Origin of the sequence: Limnospira indica PCC 8005 (genome assembly GCF_000973065.1) — a bacterium.
Classification (GTDB): Bacteria; Cyanobacteriota; Cyanobacteriia; order Cyanobacteriales; family Microcoleaceae; genus Limnospira; species Limnospira fusiformis.
Window position 1 is genome coordinate 4,792,309 of the sequence record NZ_FO818640.1, and the last position, 16,908, is coordinate 4,809,216.

The following is a 16,908-nucleotide window of genomic DNA, read 5'->3' on the forward strand; positions in this document are numbered from 1 at the left end:
GCAGGGAACTCAAGGTCATAAACAAACTGAGAAATCAGGGAGTAGAGAGTGCGAAATGTTGAGGAGACCAAATAAGGCTGTGATCCCTGAAATCACCTCCTAGTTGGGAAGCCAGCCCCGAGTCTGGATAAGAGGTCGGAGCCTCGAACCATTCCCCATAACTGTTTATACGTCCCAACGTTTGGATTGAACCCCCAAACAAGGCAGGGAACTCAAGGTCATCAAACAAACTGTTTTGATGGGGAAGTTATGACCCCATGATAACAATGAGTAGAGAGTGCGAAATCTTTAGGAGACCAAATAAGGCTGTTATGCCTGAAATCACCTCCTAGTGGGGAAGCCAGCCCTGAGTCTGGATAAGAGGTCGGAGCCTCGAACCATTCCCCATAACTGTTTATACGTCCCAACGTTTGGATTGAACCCCCAAACAAGGCAGGGAACTCAAGGTCATCAAACAAACTGTTTTGATGGGGAAGTTATAGCATTAGTCAAGGTGGTTAGGACGCAGCTTTGAGAACGGAATCCATGGCATCATGGAGAGAATCAAACTGCTCAATGCAGTGGCGAATGCGGGCTTTCAACCACGACCAACATTTCTCTATCTTGTTGAGGTCTGGCGAATAAGGTGGTAGATAGAGCAAACGGCATTGAGCCGCCTCCACTAGCTCAGGAATCCGTCCCCCTTTATGAAACGTTGCATTGTCTAGCACTAGAGTCTGACCTGGCTTCAGTGTTGGAATTAAGATGAACTCCAACCACAACTCAAACACTGTCCGATTACAACAACCCTCAAAGGTAAAGGGGGCTAAGAGTTGTTGATGACACCATGCCACAATCATGCTCACCCTGCCCTGCCTCTTCCCGGATTTGAGGACATGGAAGCGTTGTCCTTGCTCACAGTAACCATAAGGATAATCCGAGTCTTGACTATTGATGCCAGCTTCATCGAGGTAAACCAACCCTTCCGGCTCCATCTGTTCAATCTGAGCCATAAACTCCTCTCGCTGTTGCTCATCACGTTCTTGGTAGCCGTAAGTTTTTTTCTGGTGAAGCCAATTTTCTTCAAGGCTCTGGATATGGTGCGAGGAGAGATGTCGTCATCCCAAAGTTCAGCCATCTGAGCGGAGGTTTTGTGGCCATGCTCTTGGGCAAAAGCCTTGAATTTTTGCCAGTCGGTAATTTTGTGGTTATTGCCAGGTGGGTGATTAGGTTTAGGGAGGAAGTCTCCGGTCTGTGCTTTTCTTTGCAGCCAGAGATTAATGGTGTTCCGGCTGACATGGAAAACTTGACTGGCTTCTGTTTTGGGCATACCGTCTAGTTCAATTGCATCAATAACTTTTTGTCTGAGGTCGTAACTATAGGGGGCTGGCATTTTTGGTCTTCTTAGTCATCTCGTCCTCTCCATTATACGTCCTAACTTTCCTGTCTTGTGCTATAACTCAAGTACAGCACGGCCCTTGGAATATTTAGCACCGCCTAACCCTATTATGTCTTTGATAATCTTGGATTCTATTACTCCTTTATCCAAGGCATCTAATACGGCTTGGCGATAGCGTTCGGCAAGTTTAGAAAGTTCGGTAAGTTCAAACTGACTAGCTAACTCAGAACTTTCTAACTTTTCTGGTAACTCGCTTAACTCCCCATATACTGCGGACTCTAGCAGTTCTGGTTGGGCATAAAGGGAGTCATGTCTCTGAAAATTTAGGAACTCGGCAATTGCCTGGTTAGTCTGCTGAGTTAAATACAGTGAACTGGCGACCGAATGCTTAAAGTCTACCTCCTCTTGTTTATTTAATGCGGTAATTTTTGGTTTGAGTTTGGCTAATTCATTACCGGTTAAGAGTAATCCGGCACCGCCCTCCATACCATAGCCAATAGATAACCATCTTAGGGTATTTTGATGGGTGAGGAAGGGCGTAAAAAACCAAACTGGTGTAGCAGTAACTGCTATTAAGACTGATATGCCGTTTAACAATCTCCAATTGCTCCGAATCGCCTGATTATTGGCGCTGGGATTAATTACGTCCACTGGATTGCACCCCCAATAATTAGAACGGCAGCCACAGCGATCGCAAAAACTAACCACTGCCACCATTCCTCAGATTTACCTTTGTGATAGTAAGCGATCGCCCCCATTGCACCCAAGATGCTGGCGGCAATTAAGGCAAGCCAGAAAGCCGGGAGGCGGAAACTTTGGTAGCTAACAGCCAACAGTGATACAGTGGAAGCACTAGCACCAAATAACAAAATCAATCCAAGAATTCTGTACAATTGAATCATTCTGCTCACTTTCCTTTAGCATTTTTGCCCCCAATGATGGGGGCATTTTTATGGGATTACAGAGTAGACATCAGGGCGTTAATTTTCTGGTCAGCCAGTTGTGCAGACTTTTCCAGACCCTGCCCTAAACGTGCATATTTAGGTCGCAATCCGTGCAGGTATTTGGCAGAATCGTGTTTAGCCGATTGGATCTTGTGTTCATTTCCAGCCTGATGGCGACGGAGTTTCTCATAAGATTCGTTGACCTTGCGGCTATTGTTATCTAGTCGCTTTAAGGCTCGGTATCCTTTGCGGGTACTGACAACGTGCTTATCGGATTCATCAGCCAGGTCGGTGAGGGCATCGGCTTCGGCCGGATCAAGGACACGGGGACGGTCAAGCACGGGAGCGAAACGGAAATGTTCCCAACTACCGGGGTTGTCGGGAGTGATGCCGTTCGGGCTGGTGACAAAAACCGACCCTTGATCAAGGTTGCTATGCTGACCCTCTACGGGTGCGATCGCTCCACCTTTTACATCGTCGCCTCTGAGAAATCCAATCATGGTTTATTGCTCCTAACTAATGGTTAACAGGCTTGGTGATAACGGGCAGCCACCCTCACTCGCGTGGCAATCGCATTTTTTATCAAGTGTTAATTGCCGGATTTTTCTGAGGATTCTTGTTCCTCAATCCACTGGTCTTGGACTGCCAAGAAATCGGCGGCGGCATCAAAACAGAGTGCTGCAATATGGCGGCGCACCGACTCGGATTTAAGTGGTATCGTCTCAGGATGGGAAAGCATGAAACAATACAATTTCATGGCTAACTGTTTGATTTGCCCATATTTAGGGTTCATTTCTGTTGCTCTGTGTTGGGGTTGGCAATATCTACAGTGAGGGTAAAGGGGGGGATTCTCAGATCACCAGTCCCTAGCCAGAATCCTAGCCACAGGAGAGCGATCGCCATGGCAGTTAGGGAAGCCTTGAACCCCACCCATCCGGCATCCCTCACCCCAGGGCGAAAAAACTCAACACCAAACCAACAACTACACCAGTGGCAGGGATTGGCTCAAGTAAGCCTTCCAGAAAACCCAAAACGACTGCGGCTCCGGTAACGCAAAGGGGCGCGGCGTTCAATTCAGCAATATCGGCATCGGATACCCCGGCTTGGCGGAATTTTTCAATAATTTCGTCACGGGTATCATCGTCAGCTTCTGGGGTGTACTGAATCAGATGACTAAGCCGAAAGGTTTGGGTTTCCTCATCCCCATCGGCGATCGCGTGACAGTTCCCCCACTTGTCAAAACCAACAATGGTAAAGCGGTTTCCCCGGGGTGTAGTAAATTTAGCGCCTACTTTCATCCATGGGCTCCAACAATCAAAGCGATCGTCTTTATCCTTGAGTTCGGGCAGGATGTCGGGGTCAACCTCATCATCGTGGCGACGGTAGAACATCTGACCACTACCATCAAACTCTCGGATTATGATTTGCTGCCCAAAAGTTAACTTAACTTGATCGGCAATGTGTTTCGCCTCTTTAATGTCAGCACCAGAGCTAATAACTTCCTCAATACCATCACAGGCCCCTGTAACCAAAATTACATCTTGTTGGTAGCGGCAATGATTCTCCGATTCTTTCAATGTACATTGATTTTCTGGCTGTTGGGTGGGGTCGGATTCAACCTGATGTAAGGGGTTGACCATAGCCTGGTTTGGCAAAAATTCGGGGATAGGCTCGGCCTCTGGTACGGCTTCGGATTCGGCTTGGGCAATAGCGGCTTCCCAAGTGGATTTTGACCGCAGGTCGCCAAACTGGCGGATATCATCTTTTGACAATCCTAGGGCGATCGCATTAGCTTTAAGTTCTGCTAAAGTCATAGTTACTCCTGTAAAGGGGTTTTCAGACCCACTGGTGGCTTGCTTGGCGGCTGACACCAGTGGGTTATTTTGTGTTTGACCTTTCGGTAAATTAACTGTAACATAAAAGTGAATGCTCTGTAAATACCCCTAGCATATTTTTTTGAGCAAGAGTAGAATTGGAGTAACACCTATATGACTGCCACAGTGCCTAGCAACAAGCCAAAGCTACAGGTTTACCTGGATGAACAGATGTTAGAAGAGGGTAAAAAATTGGCAGAGAAGAGACAAAGATCTCTTTCAAGCCTTATCCGCCGCCTGTTGCAGTTGGAAATTGAGGAAGCCAAGAACAAAGGTGAAATTTGAACACCCACTCCTTGTCTGTGCGGGCGTTTCTCTAATAGCAGGTTCAATCAATACACAATCACCAACCCCCGATCGCACCAGGTCGGGTATTTTTTTGTCCAACAGAAGCGGACAGGCAGACAGGCAGAGGACAGGCAGAATTTTTTCTGGGTGTCCACCTTGTAACTCCCTTGCTATAGCAGTTACAGCCACAGTGGACAGGCAGGACACCCAAAAATAAAAATTTGTGATTTTTTTTCAATCCATTACTGGCTGTACAAAAAAATGGCCCGTTTTATATTTTGGGCCTACTCTTGACGGGTTGATGGGGACAGGATGATTGTTGGCGATTGGTGGGTTTAGGGTTGAGGCGATCGCCTATCGGGTTATCAATGTACATTGATATAGTAATCATCTAAGGCAAGGGGCTAATATATGGCCAGATTATTGGACAATAGGGCGCAAAGTGCGATCGCCTACTTGACTGCTATCAATGTACAATGATAGCATTATCAATGTACAATGATAGATGTATAGGATGATTATGGCCAACTACAATCCTGATACCAGTGGTTTAAAACAACCCAAATGGATCAACACCCCGACCCGCGCGATCCGAGTTCCTGATGTATTTGCAGATGAACTATTGGCGATCGCTCATCGTTTGGATCAGGGTGATGTGATTGAGAAGCCAGCAAACAGTAATGGCAACCACCAGGCAGTCGGTGAGCTTCTGTCTGATCAGAGTCGCCAACAGATAATTGATATCCTCCTGGCTGCTACAAAAATGAAGGCTGGCAATGGAGGCGCGATCAAATTGGAGATTACCAAGGCTCTGACGCTGTTAGGAGTTGATGTCAAATTGACACAAAAAGGCTCCCGTTAATCTTCTCATGTATCAATGTACATTGATATTATGGCAGTTTTGGAGGCGACATGGTACAGGTTGGCTGTGTTTTGTATCTAGCCCCAAAATTTAACCACTGTACAATAGCAATCCGTTTGGCTAACGCATATATAAGGAACGGATTATATTTTGTGGATGGGGGCGGGGGGGTGATTTTTTGAAAAATTGTTTTGGCTATAATCGCCTAAATTTATAGCCAAATTATAGCCAAATTATAGCCAAAAGTATTTGTTTAGGGGCTGAAACAACGGAGAGGGTGGGATTTGAACCCACGGAACCTTGCGGCTCACTCGATTTCAAGTCGAGCGCGATCGACCACTCTGCCACCTCTCCAAGGGGATGTGAGCATTGACTATTATAACATAAAGCTGCTGAGATTAGCCATCAGTTTGTCTTGGTATGCGAATAAATGATATAAGAGATAATTATCATATCTTGATGAAATCAGAACCTTGGCTGAATATCTGGACATCCTAGACCAAACGGCGCGATCGCTAAAATCTCGGGGCGATCGCCTTTCTCCTGACCAGGTGGTTAATGCTTTATTGGCGGCGGAAAAGGCGGGTCGCCAAAATCGGAAACCGCACCCCTTCGAGAGTTTGTGTGGGTGTTGGCAATTATATTTCATTACCGGAACCAAAAAAACTCGCGCTAAAGCAGGGGTGATTATGGGGCCGGGTCGTTATCTGCCGGGCTTAGTTAGTGTATTATTAAACTATTCCCCAGTTTCGGGGGTGGAAAGCGGCGATCGCCAAACCTTTGAAGCTGGTAGAATCGAAAACAAAATCCAAGTCGGACTAATGACATTAACTGTTAGCGGTCCGGCTAAGTTTTTGGACAAAAATGATATTCTGGCTTTTGATTTTACCCGTCTAGCCGTGGAAGCCGTGGGGATAAAACTTTATGATAACTATATTCGTGGGGGGAAAACTAGCGAGGAAAGTTTTTATCAACGCCTAGTTAAAGACCAGGCTTTTTTTGCCTATTTCCTAATTCAAGAAAACTTCATCGCCGCCAGAGGTCGAGGGGGAGGGTTGGCGCTATGGGTAAAAGTCTGACGTAGCTGGTCAATATGTGGCTAACTTCGGTATAATTTCAGATTGTTGTGGCTTTTTTTTGATGATGCGCCGATTGATACTTTTTCTAACCGTGGTATTTTGCTGGCTATGGCTAGGGGTAGTATCGCCATATAATTTAGCCTGGGCTGCTACTGACACCGTGGGGGAAACGGTAGCGGAAATCTCTACTTTATCATTGGATGAACTACTAGAGAGGGCTTTTGCGACTAGCCAAGCGGGACGGTTTGCGGAAGCTGAGAATTACTGGACTGAAATTATTAATCGTTACCCGGATAACCCGGCTATGTGGAGTAACCGAGGTAATATCCGAGTTAGCCAAAACCGCCTCACGGAAGCCATAGGGGACTATAACCGGGCTATTGAATTAGCGCCGACGGCTGCGGACCCTTACCTTAACCGGGGAGTGGCTTATGAGGGTTTGGGGCGTTGGTCTGATGCGATCGCTGATTATAATCGGACTTTAGAGTTAAGTCCCTCTGATGCGATCGCCTATAATAATCGAGGTAATGCGGAAGCCGGACAAGAAAACTGGGAAGCGGCGATCGCCGACTATTTCCAGGCGGCGGAATTAGACCCTAACTATGCTTTTGCTAGGGCTAACTACGCCCTGGCTTTGTATCAGACTGGTGAGACTAAAGAAGCTATCCGCAACATCAAAAATCTGATTCGGAAATACCCCAATTTTGCCGATATGCGGGCAGCTTTAACCGCCTGTTTGTGGGATAGTGGTAAAATAGGGGAAGCCGAAAGTAATTGGGTAGCAGCCATTGGATTAGACCCCCGTTATCGAGATATTGATTGGGTAGCTAATATCCGTCGTTGGCCTCCCGCTTTGGTGGCAGCCTTAGACAGATTTTTGAATCTCAAATAGGCGGAAATTGCCGAGGATCACGAACCTAACATCTGTAACTGATACAGACTGGCGTAGAGTCCGCCCTGGTTTAATAATTGGTCATGGGAACCGGACTCTATCAGTCTTCCTCGTTGTAAAACTAAAATGCGATCGACATTTTTAATCGTTGATAAACGGTGGGCAATAATAATGGCAGTTTTGCCGATTAACATCCGATCAAGGGCATCCTGAATTAGGGATTCTGTCATCACATCTAGGTTAGCAGTCGCTTCATCTAAAACTAATATTTGCGGGTTTCTAATGGCTACCCTAGCAAAAGCTAAAAGCTGTTTTTGACCACTGGAAAGATTAGTGCCTCTTTCCCTAAGTTCGGTATCATAACCTTCGGGTAAAGCCTCAATAAACTGAGATACATTCGTCTTTTCCGCCGCCTGTCGAATGGCATCGATTGTATAGGTTTCCCCCAGGGTAATATTACTTTTAACATCTCCGGCGAATAGAAACCCATCTTGTAAGATTACCCCCACATGGCGACGTAATTCGGCTTGAGGTAAATCACGGATATCAATGCCATCGATTAAAATGCGACCGCGACTAGGTTCGTATAAACGACATAATAGCCGAATAATAGAACTTTTGCCAGCACCAGTAGGTCCGACTAGGGCGACTTTTTCGCCAGGATGAATAGTGAAATTAAGGTTTTGGATTACATATTCATCATTTTTATAGGCAAAATAGACGTTTTCAAATTTGATTTCGCCGATCGCCTCATATTTATTAGTTGGTAAAACACTGGCTTTTCCGATTTCGGGGTCGCGGATTTCTATGGGTTGGTTCAGAATGTCATTAATCCTTTCCACAGCAGTTAAACCGGCTTGAATAGCGGTAAATTTATCGGCAAATTGTCGGAGGGGGTCAAATAGACGTTGGGCGAATAGTATAAAGGTGGAAAGTATGCCAAAGCTGAGGGTTTGATTTAATACTTGTTTGCCTCCAAACCAGAGGACGGCGGCGATCGCTATTAGGGCAATCCATTCTAAGGTTGCCGAGACAGCCGAATCATAAAAAATGGTTTTATCAACGGCTTTAATATAACGCTGATTGGTGATGTGAAATAACTCGGCATTGTAACGTTCCCGGCGAAATAGTTGCACGACTCCAATACCAATCAAATTCTCTTGTAGTTGTGCGTTGAGGTCGGAGAGTTCCTCCCGTGCTTTATAATTAGCGGTGCGATATTGTTGTTGAAAATAGATAATTATTGCGGTGACGGGGAACATAGATAAAACCAACATTAAAGCCAACTGCCACTGAAGGCTAAACATGGCGATCGCAATTACTAAAATCGAGAATAAATCGCTAATAATGCCAATAGCACCAGTAGAGAATACATCCCCCAAAGCATCGACATCACTGGTGAGACGAGTAATGAGTTTTCCCACAGGAGTGCGGTCAAAAAATCTGACAGCTAAAGAGGTAACATGGTCAAATAAATCGTTACGAATATCTGCGGTCATTTTTTGTCCAACGGTTTGGACGACATATCCTTCGATAGCCTGAAGGGTAAATCTGAGGGAAATTGTCAATAATAACAGGAAAGCTAAGAGATTTAAGCCTGCTGATAGGGATAATCCCTCTAAAAATTTATAGGTGGGTTCTTGGCGAATTAGTGAAATAGTTTGTCCAATCAAAATAGGTTGGATCGCACTAGAAATAGAGAGAGGAATGAGTAAAATAATAGCGATCGCCAACAGTTTTCTATGTCGTTTGGCATAGTCTCGCAATCGCAAAAATAGCCGCCAGTCCGTTTCTAGGCTTCTTTGTTGTTGAGATGAAAGCATTGTTAATGATAATGGTGGGTCAGCAGAAACTAAGTTAACAAGTGTAAATAATGATTATACCCAAAAATCAGATATATGCACAATGAAGGGCTGAGATTTTAGGGACACAAAAGGCGATCGCTATCTTCTACCTCCACATTAGTCCGCAGATAATCCCCAACCCAATTGCAGGCATATTCCATAGGATCGAGATTTTTAATTCCCTCTAAATCCCATATAATCACCGTCCGGTCATCCCCACCAGATACCAAAAAATTACCATCAGCCGTAAATGCTAGGCTGAGTACCATAGCTTCATGTCCGGGTAAAGTTTGGAGTAACTCCCCTTCAAGATTCCACAATTTTACCTGATTGTTAACACCAGCAGTGGCGATATTTTTACCGTCTGGACTAAAGGCAACCCTGGTTAATCCACCGCTGTTCGCTCTAATTTTTCTGACCAAACTACCATCTAATCTCCACAGTTTTAAAGTATCATCACGACTAGCAGAAGCAATCAAATTTCCTTCAGGATTAATGTCAACTCCCCAAATAACTCCATCTTGATTTAGGGTGTTCACAAGCCCACCCTCTGTAGTCCATAATTTGACAGTCTTATCTTCACTAGCAGAGATAAGAGTTTGACCATCTGGACTAAAGGTTAGTTGCCAAATCCTTTCACTATGAGCCGGAAAACTATTGATCAGTTCCCCATCAATCGTCCATAATTTAATGGTTTTATCATCCCCAGCGGAAGCAATCATTTGACCATCAGGACTAATAGCAATAGCATAAATAACTGTTTCATGTCCAGTTAATATGGTGAGTAGTTCGGGTGGAGATTTTCTGATATTTCTAATATCCCAAAGTTGAACTTCATTATTAGCACCAAGTGCTAATATATCTGCCTTGGGAGTAAAAGCCACAGCGCGATTTAACTTTCCTGAGTGACTAATTATGCTTAAAATCTGACCATTTGTTTGTCTTAAATAGGTGTGATCACCAGACCCATAAGCAATCAATTGATTATCGGCACTGGTGGCTATATTCCACAGGATATCATCGTGATTATACAGGGGTTGTAATAAATATGCGTTACGTCGCCATAGTTTGACGGTTCCATCATCACTAGCGGAAGCAGCCATCAAACCATTAGCGCTTAATGCCACACCTCTAACCACGGCATTATGTCGTTGTAAGGTTTTCATAAAAGTGCCGTCTGTTTTCCAAATGGTTACTGTATTATTTGTACCACTGGTGGCAATGAATTCACCATTAGCACTACAATCAACCCCAAGAATTACATCTTTTTCCTGCATAGTTCTCACCAAGGTGCCATCTATTGTCCAGATTTTAGCTGTTTTATCTGTGCTGACAGAGACCAGTAAATTGGTATCATAACAAAAGGCTACATCCCAAATTGCTGCTTGATGTGCTTCTATGGTGTTTAATAATCTGCCATCGATACTCCATAATTTGATTAAACCATCAACGCTGACAGAAGCTACTATTTGACTGGTTTGATCAAAAGCCACATTCCAAACAATGGTTGTATGTCCTGTCAAAGTTGTTAATAATGTGCCGTCTAGTAGCCATAATTTAACAGTGCGATCGCCACTAGCAGAAGCGATAATTTGACCATTAGGACTAAAATCTATTCCCCAAACTGCCGCATCATGAGCGTGTATATTTTGCAATAATTCACCATCTACATTCCACAGTTTTACCTGACCATCTAAACTAGCAGAAACCACCAAATTACCGTCAGGTCCGAAAGCCACACGATGGACTGTTCCCGAATGTTGTAGGGTATTAATTAAGGTTCCATCTTGCCGCCAAATTTTCACAGTTTTATCATTACTAGCCGTAGCAATTAACTGACCATCACTGCTAATATCTACACTCAAAACCGAGCCTTTATGACCAATTAAACGATTAAATTCATTGCTATTATAAATGGCATTATTTAAAGCAAATGTAACTTGGGATTCAGTGTAGCTATCAACTTTGCCTAAACCCTCTAAACGACGTTTAGCCTTAATAGCATCCACCATAGCATCTAACTGGTTATGGGAGGCTAATAAACCATGAGAAGAAGATGCTAAGGCTCTAATTTCACTAATCCGTACTTGCTGATTTTGTCGCCATACCAAGACACCTAACCCAGAGGAAATGGTCAAAGCTACCGTGGCTATCAGTAACAGTAGCCGCTGCAATTTTGCGACTTTTTTTTCTTGAGCGAGTCGGTGATTGATTTCTTGGACTCTAGCAGCTTCTAAACTGGTTTTGATTTGCTGTTCTTCTAGTTCTTGACTAGCGGCTAAAAATTGATAATCTAAGTCACTTAAACTCCGGGAATGAGCCCAACTTTTAGCATCTATTAACGCTTGTCCGGTTAGTAATCGAGACACATCATTTTTGTCAGATTTAACCCAAGAATCTAAAAGCTGAGAATAGGGGCGAATATTTGCTAACTCTTGAGCAGCCCAAGTGGAATCAAATATAGTTTGATAAATGAGGTTTCTTATCTGTAAATTTCCTTCATTTTTAATAACTAATCCCGACAGAATTAACTCTGATTGTTCGCGGGTATTATCAACTTCTACCGGGCTTTTTTCTAGCAATTTTTGATAAATTCCTAGCATTTTAGGGATGATATCTACCCTGTACTTGATTCGGTTTAAGATAGTCATTAAATGCTCTGGCTGGTCTTGTTCTTGCCATTTATAGATGATTTTAATCCCAATTATTTCATCGATAAACTGGCTTTCTTCTCCCGGCTTAATGAACACAGGTGCATTATTGACCATCAAATTAATTTGATTAATTAAATCACAAACTTTTTGCGTTAAAAAAGGCTGCCCATTAGTCCAAAATAAAATGCGTTCAATAACTGCTATTTTGTCGCCACCTGTGATATTTAATCCTTGGGCTAATATCTGTGCTTCTGAGAGGGTAAAACCTGTTAAATCTATGGCTTTACCAACATTAAAAGGTGTCCGAGTCCGGTCTTGAATCAAATCGGAGGGTGTAGCTACTCCAAAAATGGCAAAAGTGAGGCGATTATATTCAGGATTAATGGCCCTTTGATTATACAAAAAACGGATCAACGCCCAAAAATCATCAGAGGGGAAATCCAGGCTTAACATACTATCAATCTCGTCTATAAAAATGACCAGATTTTTGTGGGGTATTTCTGGCAATAAGATATCATCAATAAAATAGCCTAATTTCTGTACTGGGGAAAGGTTATCTTGATTTTGCCACCAGGCTTTAAAAAATTGGAATTTTTCCCATAACTTAAATCCTCTGAGTAATTCAACAATAATACCTTTATACCACTGTGCAGAAGTAATCTGGTCTTGACCTACTAGGGTTAAGTCAATACTAGAACATCGAAATCCGTCTAGTTCTAAGCGGTATCTTGTCTGAGCCAATAAGGAGGATTTCCCCATTTGACGAGAGTTAAGAACATAACAAAACTTTCCAGCTTTCAAATGTTGATAAAGTTCTCGGTCGGCTTTTCTTTCTACATAACTCTCAGCATTACGCTCTAAGCTACCACCAACTTGATACATAATCAAAACCTCTCAGTCATTTTTATCTGGGGACTGTCCGCCATTGACAGTCTCGCAGCCAGAGGCGAATGGCGCGGGCGATCGCACTTTGGCTACTATCCCAAGGCTGGGGTAAAATCCTGTAACCAGGATAAGGGTCTGATTTAGATAACATTTTCACTAATTCCCACCCGTTAGGAGTTGAACGCAAGAATAACCAATGATAGCGTTGAATCACGAGCATCCTATTATTAATATACAACCTTTCACGGGTAACAATGAAGCCCAAATCAATATCATCACCAGTAGGTAAATCGGTGGGTAAATGCTCAGAAACAGGTATAGTTTCTGGGGGTAAACTGGTGGCTAAAATCACTGATGTAGGGATATCCTGTAAATGGTTGGTAGGTGGCGATCGCGTAATCACACGGTTAGCATAGGCGGGTAAATCCACCACCAACTCAGTGAGTAACTGGTTTAAATCTACCGGACATCGTGGATTTGGGGATATAATTTGTTGGACAGGTAAAATTCTAGGAGTCTGTTGTTGTCCATCAGACACCCTGACTCCCACCATTAGTCCCATAGCCCCCAAACTGACCGCCAGTTGGCTCAAAACTGACACAACGGTATAATCAACCATTAATAATCTGGTAAGGTGCGGATATCTCCCCTATATTGGGGAAGTCCGTACCTTGGATCGGCTGTAGCAGTTACGCTAGAGGCGTTAAAGTAGTAGATATATCGACTGGATAAGCGATCGCCGGAAGAAATACAATTGATGCTAACCTCGATCAAATTCCAGTCCCAAGCAGACATTAGGATCATTTATGTTGAAAAATTTGTTGGCAATTGTTAAACCGTTTTTTAAACCACTAATAGCGATCGCCCTGATTATCACCCTAGGATTTAGCCATGCTGACAGCGCCCTAGCAGCCAGGAGTGGCGGTCGGATTGGCGGTGGTTCATTTCGCGCCCCCAGTCGCACACTAGCCCCCAGTCCCAGACAAGCCCCAGGGGGTGGATATTACGGCCGCGGTGGGTTTGGATTTCCATTTTTACTTCCCTTCTTTGGTTTTGGCGGTTTCGGAGGACTATTTTCTATCCTGATTTTCGTGGCCATTGCCAATTTTATCGTGAGAAGTTTCCGCGCTGTCGGTGAAGGAGTCCAAGAAGCCGAATATAATAATCCCACAGTTTCCGTGGCTGAGGTACAGGTGGGTTTATTAGCTGAGGGTCGCTACCTCCAACAGGACCTCGCGCGCCTCGCGGCCACTGCTGACACCGGAACCCCAGAAGGTCGCGCCCAAGTCCTTCAGGAAGCGACTTTAGCCCTACTACGTCACCCAGAATATTGGGTCTATGGTGCGAGTGAGGCGGATCGGATGCGTTTAAATTCGGCGGAAGCGAAATTTAATCAGTTGGCGATCGCAGAACGTAGTAAGTTTACCGAAGAAACTCTCTCAAACTTCAATAATCAGCGCATTTCTGCTACTGATGACAAAGGGGCGATCGTCAGTCAAGATGCTACCGAAAATCCAGGGGAATATATTATTGTCACCCTAGTTGTGGGAGTTTTGGGTCAGCTTGAATTGCCTAAAATTGAAAGTTCCCAGGATTTGAGACAGGCGATCAGTCGTTTAGGTTCCATTGGTAGTGAACAGCTATTGGCGATCGAAGTTCTTTGGACTCCCCAAGCCAGTGGCGATACCCTTAGCACTGATGATATTTTGGCTTACTATCCTAATCTCAGATTGGTTTAGGCTGTCGTCCGGTGCGTCAAATCATCACGGCTGGTGTGGAGTTGACGCACCTATTTAATCCCATTTAATCCTGTGGCTGGTTCGATCGCCAATTATGTTTGACGATTTGCCTTTCTCTGGCGATCGCTAAGGAGTCGTCTGGCACGTCATTAGTAATCACAGACCCTGCTGCTACTGTCACATCATTTCCGAGGGTTACAGGGGCAACTATGACGCTGTTAGAGCCGGTTTTAGTGCGATCGCCTATAGTGGTGTGATGTTTCTTAAATCCATCATAATTAGCCGTAATAGTTCCCGCGCCAATATTAACTTTTTCCCCTAGGGTCGCATCCCCAATATAGGATAAATGGGCAATATTAGTTTTTGGTCCGACTTCCGCATTTTTCAACTCCACAAAGTTGCCAATTCTGCACCCCTCAGCTATGTTAGCATGACCTCGTAAATGGGTATATGGACCGATACGGGTATTAGAGGCGATCGTGCTATCAGAAATCACCGAATATAAAACCGTCACATTTTCCCCGATTTCGCTATTCTCAATTAAACTTCCCGGTCCGATACGACTTCCCGACCTAATCAGAGTTTTTCCTCGCAGGTGAGTTTGTGGTTCAATAATGACATCTGGTTCCAATTGCACCGTATCATCAATAGTAATACTATCAGGGTCTATCAAAGTTACACCCGCATCCATCCATTCTTCCTTAATCCATTCTTGAAATACCTCATGGGCGGCGGCTAAATGGCGACGATTATTGATACCCATAATTTCCCGGAAATCTTCCACATCAACCGCCATTACCGGGTCTAGGTCATGAACCGTATCAGTTAAATAATATTCCTGTTGGTCGTTGTCTGCTTTTAAATGGGGCAGAATTTTAGCTAAAGCCTGCCAATTAAAACAATAAACTCCGGCATTTATGCGATGATTTTGCTTTTGCGCTTCCGTACAATCACGATGTTCGACAATTTCTTTAACCAGGTTTTTACTATCACAAAAAACTCGACCGTATCCGGTGGGATTCGGCAAATTCGCCGTTAAAATAGTAGCAGCATTTCCCTGTTGTTTATGAATCGTCATCAACTGTTGCAGGGTGTGGGGTCTCAGTAGTGGCACATCCCCGTTAAGAACCAGTAAATCCCCAGTAAAATCCTGTAAATAGGGTAAAACCTGTTGGATAGCGTGACCAGTACCTAACTGTTGTTTCTGTTCGACAAATTCTAAGCCTGCGTCTGGATATTTCGCCACCAGAGAAGTCTGGACTTGATCGCCGCCATAACCGACAATCACCAACTTTCGTAAGGGTTGTAAGTCTCGGGCGCTTTCTAAAACCCATTCGACAAGCGATCGCCCTCCCAATTGATGTAAGACCTTGGGAAGGTCAGATTTCATGCGGGTTCCTCGTCCTGCTGCTAGAATTGCTACTGCTACCATCGGTTTTAATACTTATAGGGTCTTTAAATTTGCCCCGGACTCAAAATTACTGGTTGTCTATAGTAGCTGAAATCCAGCGTTTTTTCCAGTGGCTACTAGGTTCTAGGGGTGAGGTGGCTTGTTCCGTTTGGCGGCGGTCTATAATTGACTGGTGGCGATCGCCCAAATTCGGGTCACGATAGGGGATAGCCGCGCGGGTGTTAAGCTGTTCCAGTTCCTTTTCGCTTAGAGGTGGTAAACCTACCCCGTCCCAACTGGCGATCGTTCCTGGGGCGCGGCGACCAAAGGGGGTACTAGAAGCGATCGCTAATCCTGCCATCATTAAAGCAGTTCGCACCGCCGCCGCACAGGAATAAGTGGCTAAACGTCCGTCAGGTTTTAGACATTGAGCCACCATAGCCAAAAATTCCACCGTCCACAGTCCCGGACAGGTGGGGGGAGAAAAGGGGTCAAGACAAATAGCATCAGCCTGAAAACCGGAATCATAGACCTGTTTTAACATCTGTCTAGCATCACCAATTAGCAGTGTGGCTTGGAGGTTATGGGATGTTACCTGTAATTGAGTCCCCAGAGTCTTGAGATATTCGGGAATAGGAAGCGGATAATCATTTAATAAACCTTGGGCGATCGCCCTTTGGGGGACTCCCTGATCTAATTCTAATCCGATGATTTCAACTTGACAATGAGGGTTAACTTCCCAAATAGCAGCTAAAGCCGCTGCCGTATTATATCCCAAACCATAGCAAATATCCAAGATTTTCAGACTGGGTGCTGTAGCTTTAGCCGCTAAATTCAGGGGTTCGACAAATTTACTTTTTGCCTCTCCCTTCGCGCCAAAACGACTATGGAAAGCCTCCCCAAATTCTGGGGAAAAAAATGTAAAAGAACCATCCTCGGTAGGCTGTAGGGGTAAATCCTGCGGTGCCGACATCATGTTTAACCGTTGGGTATCTCTGGTAATCATATCTTGAATCTGGGGAGATTTATAGCAAATTTACAGGCGGGGAAGCCTGTAATCAGATTAGTGCAACTTTTCC

Annotated in this window: 18 protein-coding genes and 1 tRNA gene; 5 read left to right on the top strand and 14 right to left on the bottom strand. The window is 44.4% G+C overall.

Annotated elements, in window-relative coordinates; genetic code table 11:
* Positions 1 to 497: 497 nt before the first annotated feature.
* The 7 genes from XZ46_RS33155 to XZ46_RS21035 all read right to left on the bottom strand — a co-directional run bounded on the left by XZ46_RS33155 (position 498) and on the right by XZ46_RS21035 (position 4,193).
* Positions 498 to 1,372 (bottom strand): IS630 family transposase gene (locus tag XZ46_RS33155; protein WP_150105348.1). Its coding sequence is split into 2 segments (ribosomal slippage): positions 498 to 1,045 and positions 1,045 to 1,372, totalling 876 coding nucleotides; the frame shifts between segments, so codons are not numbered across the junction.
* Positions 1,373 to 1,432: 60 nt separating this feature from the next.
* Positions 1,433 to 2,029: a hypothetical protein gene (locus tag XZ46_RS21015; protein ID WP_046320669.1), complete on the bottom strand. Its 597-nt coding sequence runs from the start codon at positions 2,027 to 2,029 to the stop codon at positions 1,433 to 1,435.
* Positions 2,020 to 2,280, bottom strand: a complete 261-nt coding sequence (locus tag XZ46_RS21020) for a hypothetical protein (RefSeq protein WP_006669821.1) — start codon at positions 2,278 to 2,280, stop codon at positions 2,020 to 2,022. The genes XZ46_RS21015 and XZ46_RS21020 overlap by 10 nt, the downstream gene beginning before the upstream one ends.
* A 56-nt stretch (positions 2,281 to 2,336) precedes the next feature.
* Positions 2,337 to 2,822 (bottom strand): hypothetical protein, encoded by a 486-nt coding sequence (locus XZ46_RS21025; RefSeq protein WP_048895224.1) that lies wholly within the window; start codon positions 2,820 to 2,822, stop codon positions 2,337 to 2,339.
* Positions 2,823 to 2,911: 89 nt separating this feature from the next.
* A complete protein-coding gene (locus tag XZ46_RS21030) occupies positions 2,912 to 3,115 on the bottom strand; it encodes a hypothetical protein (RefSeq protein ID WP_006669822.1) in 204 nt (67 codons plus the stop codon).
* Positions 3,112 to 3,270, bottom strand: a complete 159-nt coding sequence (locus XZ46_RS35540) for a hypothetical protein (RefSeq protein ID WP_006623840.1) — start codon at positions 3,268 to 3,270, stop codon at positions 3,112 to 3,114. The genes XZ46_RS21030 and XZ46_RS35540 overlap by 4 nt, the downstream gene beginning before the upstream one ends.
* The gene (locus tag XZ46_RS21035; RefSeq protein ID WP_006623839.1) at positions 3,267 to 4,193 is read right to left on the bottom strand and encodes a hypothetical protein; all 927 of its coding nucleotides are present in this window, start codon (positions 4,191 to 4,193) and stop codon (positions 3,267 to 3,269) included. Before XZ46_RS21035 ends, XZ46_RS35540 begins: the two co-directional genes overlap by 4 nt.
* Before the next feature lie 117 nt (positions 4,194 to 4,310).
* On the opposite strand from XZ46_RS21035, the gene XZ46_RS21040 reads away from it, so the two are divergent.
* On the top strand, positions 4,311 to 4,481 hold the full coding sequence (locus XZ46_RS21040) for a ribbon-helix-helix domain-containing protein (RefSeq protein ID WP_006623838.1): 171 nt from the start codon (positions 4,311 to 4,313) through the stop codon (positions 4,479 to 4,481).
* 523 nt (positions 4,482 to 5,004) lie between these two features.
* Entirely contained in the window at positions 5,005 to 5,346 is a 342-nt protein-coding gene (locus XZ46_RS21045) for a hypothetical protein (protein ID WP_006623837.1), read from the top strand.
* A 269-nt stretch (positions 5,347 to 5,615) separates the two neighbouring features.
* Here the strand turns inward: XZ46_RS21045 and XZ46_RS21050 are convergent.
* Positions 5,616 to 5,700 (bottom strand) — tRNA-Ser (locus XZ46_RS21050).
* Positions 5,701 to 5,819: 119 nt separating this feature from the next.
* Here XZ46_RS21050 and XZ46_RS21055 point away from each other — a divergent pair.
* The gene (locus tag XZ46_RS21055) at positions 5,820 to 6,425 is read left to right on the top strand and encodes a hypothetical protein (RefSeq protein WP_006623836.1); all 606 of its coding nucleotides are present in this window, start codon (positions 5,820 to 5,822) and stop codon (positions 6,423 to 6,425) included.
* 64 nt (positions 6,426 to 6,489) lie between these two features.
* Positions 6,490 to 7,317 (top strand): tetratricopeptide repeat protein, encoded by an 828-nt coding sequence (locus tag XZ46_RS21060; RefSeq protein ID WP_081587741.1) that lies wholly within the window; start codon positions 6,490 to 6,492, stop codon positions 7,315 to 7,317.
* 17 nt (positions 7,318 to 7,334) lie between these two features.
* On the opposite strand, the gene XZ46_RS21065 is transcribed toward XZ46_RS21060, so the two are convergent.
* The 4 genes from XZ46_RS21065 to XZ46_RS21080 form a co-directional block, all read right to left on the bottom strand.
* Entirely contained in the window at positions 7,335 to 9,140 is a 1,806-nt protein-coding gene (locus XZ46_RS21065) for an ABC transporter ATP-binding protein (protein ID WP_008053672.1), read from the bottom strand.
* A 98-nt stretch (positions 9,141 to 9,238) separates the two neighbouring features.
* On the bottom strand, positions 9,239 to 12,697 hold the full coding sequence (locus XZ46_RS21070) for a WD40 domain-containing protein (protein WP_048895225.1): 3,459 nt from the start codon (positions 12,695 to 12,697) through the stop codon (positions 9,239 to 9,241).
* A gap of 22 nt (positions 12,698 to 12,719) precedes the next feature.
* On the bottom strand, positions 12,720 to 13,319 hold the full coding sequence (locus XZ46_RS21075) for a hypothetical protein (RefSeq protein ID WP_008053129.1): 600 nt from the start codon (positions 13,317 to 13,319) through the stop codon (positions 12,720 to 12,722).
* On the bottom strand, positions 13,319 to 13,504 hold the full coding sequence (locus XZ46_RS21080; protein WP_008053128.1) for a hypothetical protein: 186 nt from the start codon (positions 13,502 to 13,504) through the stop codon (positions 13,319 to 13,321). The genes XZ46_RS21075 and XZ46_RS21080 overlap by 1 nt, the downstream gene beginning before the upstream one ends.
* Positions 13,505 to 13,506: 2 nt before the next feature.
* Here XZ46_RS21080 and XZ46_RS21085 point away from each other — a divergent pair, with 2 nt between their 5' ends.
* On the top strand, positions 13,507 to 14,439 hold the full coding sequence (locus XZ46_RS21085; protein ID WP_008053127.1) for a DUF1517 domain-containing protein: 933 nt from the start codon (positions 13,507 to 13,509) through the stop codon (positions 14,437 to 14,439).
* Between the two features lie 64 nt (positions 14,440 to 14,503).
* On the opposite strand, the gene glmU is transcribed toward XZ46_RS21085, so the two are convergent.
* The gene (gene glmU, locus XZ46_RS21090; RefSeq protein WP_008053674.1) at positions 14,504 to 15,871 is read right to left on the bottom strand and encodes a bifunctional UDP-N-acetylglucosamine diphosphorylase/glucosamine-1-phosphate N-acetyltransferase GlmU; all 1,368 of its coding nucleotides are present in this window, start codon (positions 15,869 to 15,871) and stop codon (positions 14,504 to 14,506) included.
* Positions 15,872 to 15,917: 46 nt separating this feature from the next.
* On the bottom strand, positions 15,918 to 16,835 hold the full coding sequence (locus tag XZ46_RS21095) for a tRNA (5-methylaminomethyl-2-thiouridine)(34)-methyltransferase MnmD (RefSeq protein WP_008053675.1): 918 nt from the start codon (positions 16,833 to 16,835) through the stop codon (positions 15,918 to 15,920).
* Positions 16,836 to 16,908: the final 73 nt, after the last annotated feature.

Bases quoted from the DNA above. Each gene is read 5' to 3' on its own strand.
- XZ46_RS21020 (WP_006669821.1), bottom strand. From the start codon at position 2,280: ATGATTCAATTGTACAGAATTCTTGGATTGATTTTGTTATTTGGTGCT.
- glmU (WP_008053674.1), bottom strand. From the start codon at position 15,871: ATGGTAGCAGTAGCAATTCTAGCAGCAGGACGAGGAACCCGCATGAAA.
- XZ46_RS21070 (WP_048895225.1), bottom strand. From the start codon at position 12,697: ATGTATCAAGTTGGTGGTAGCTTAGAGCGTAATGCTGAGAGTTATGTA.
- XZ46_RS21080 (WP_008053128.1), bottom strand. From the start codon at position 13,504: ATGATCCTAATGTCTGCTTGGGACTGGAATTTGATCGAGGTTAGCATC.
- XZ46_RS21060 (WP_081587741.1), top strand. From the start codon at position 6,490: ATGCGCCGATTGATACTTTTTCTAACCGTGGTATTTTGCTGGCTATGG.
- XZ46_RS21030 (WP_006669822.1), bottom strand. From the start codon at position 3,115: ATGAACCCTAAATATGGGCAAATCAAACAGTTAGCCATGAAATTGTAT.
- XZ46_RS21095 (WP_008053675.1), bottom strand. From the start codon at position 16,835: ATGATTACCAGAGATACCCAACGGTTAAACATGATGTCGGCACCGCAG.
- XZ46_RS21025 (WP_048895224.1), bottom strand. From the start codon at position 2,822: ATGATTGGATTTCTCAGAGGCGACGATGTAAAAGGTGGAGCGATCGCA.
- XZ46_RS21045 (WP_006623837.1), top strand. From the start codon at position 5,005: ATGGCCAACTACAATCCTGATACCAGTGGTTTAAAACAACCCAAATGG.
- XZ46_RS21075 (WP_008053129.1), bottom strand. From the start codon at position 13,319: ATGGTTGATTATACCGTTGTGTCAGTTTTGAGCCAACTGGCGGTCAGT.
- XZ46_RS21085 (WP_008053127.1), top strand. From the start codon at position 13,507: ATGTTGAAAAATTTGTTGGCAATTGTTAAACCGTTTTTTAAACCACTA.
- XZ46_RS21040 (WP_006623838.1), top strand. From the start codon at position 4,311: ATGACTGCCACAGTGCCTAGCAACAAGCCAAAGCTACAGGTTTACCTG.
- XZ46_RS21065 (WP_008053672.1), bottom strand. From the start codon at position 9,140: ATGCTTTCATCTCAACAACAAAGAAGCCTAGAAACGGACTGGCGGCTA.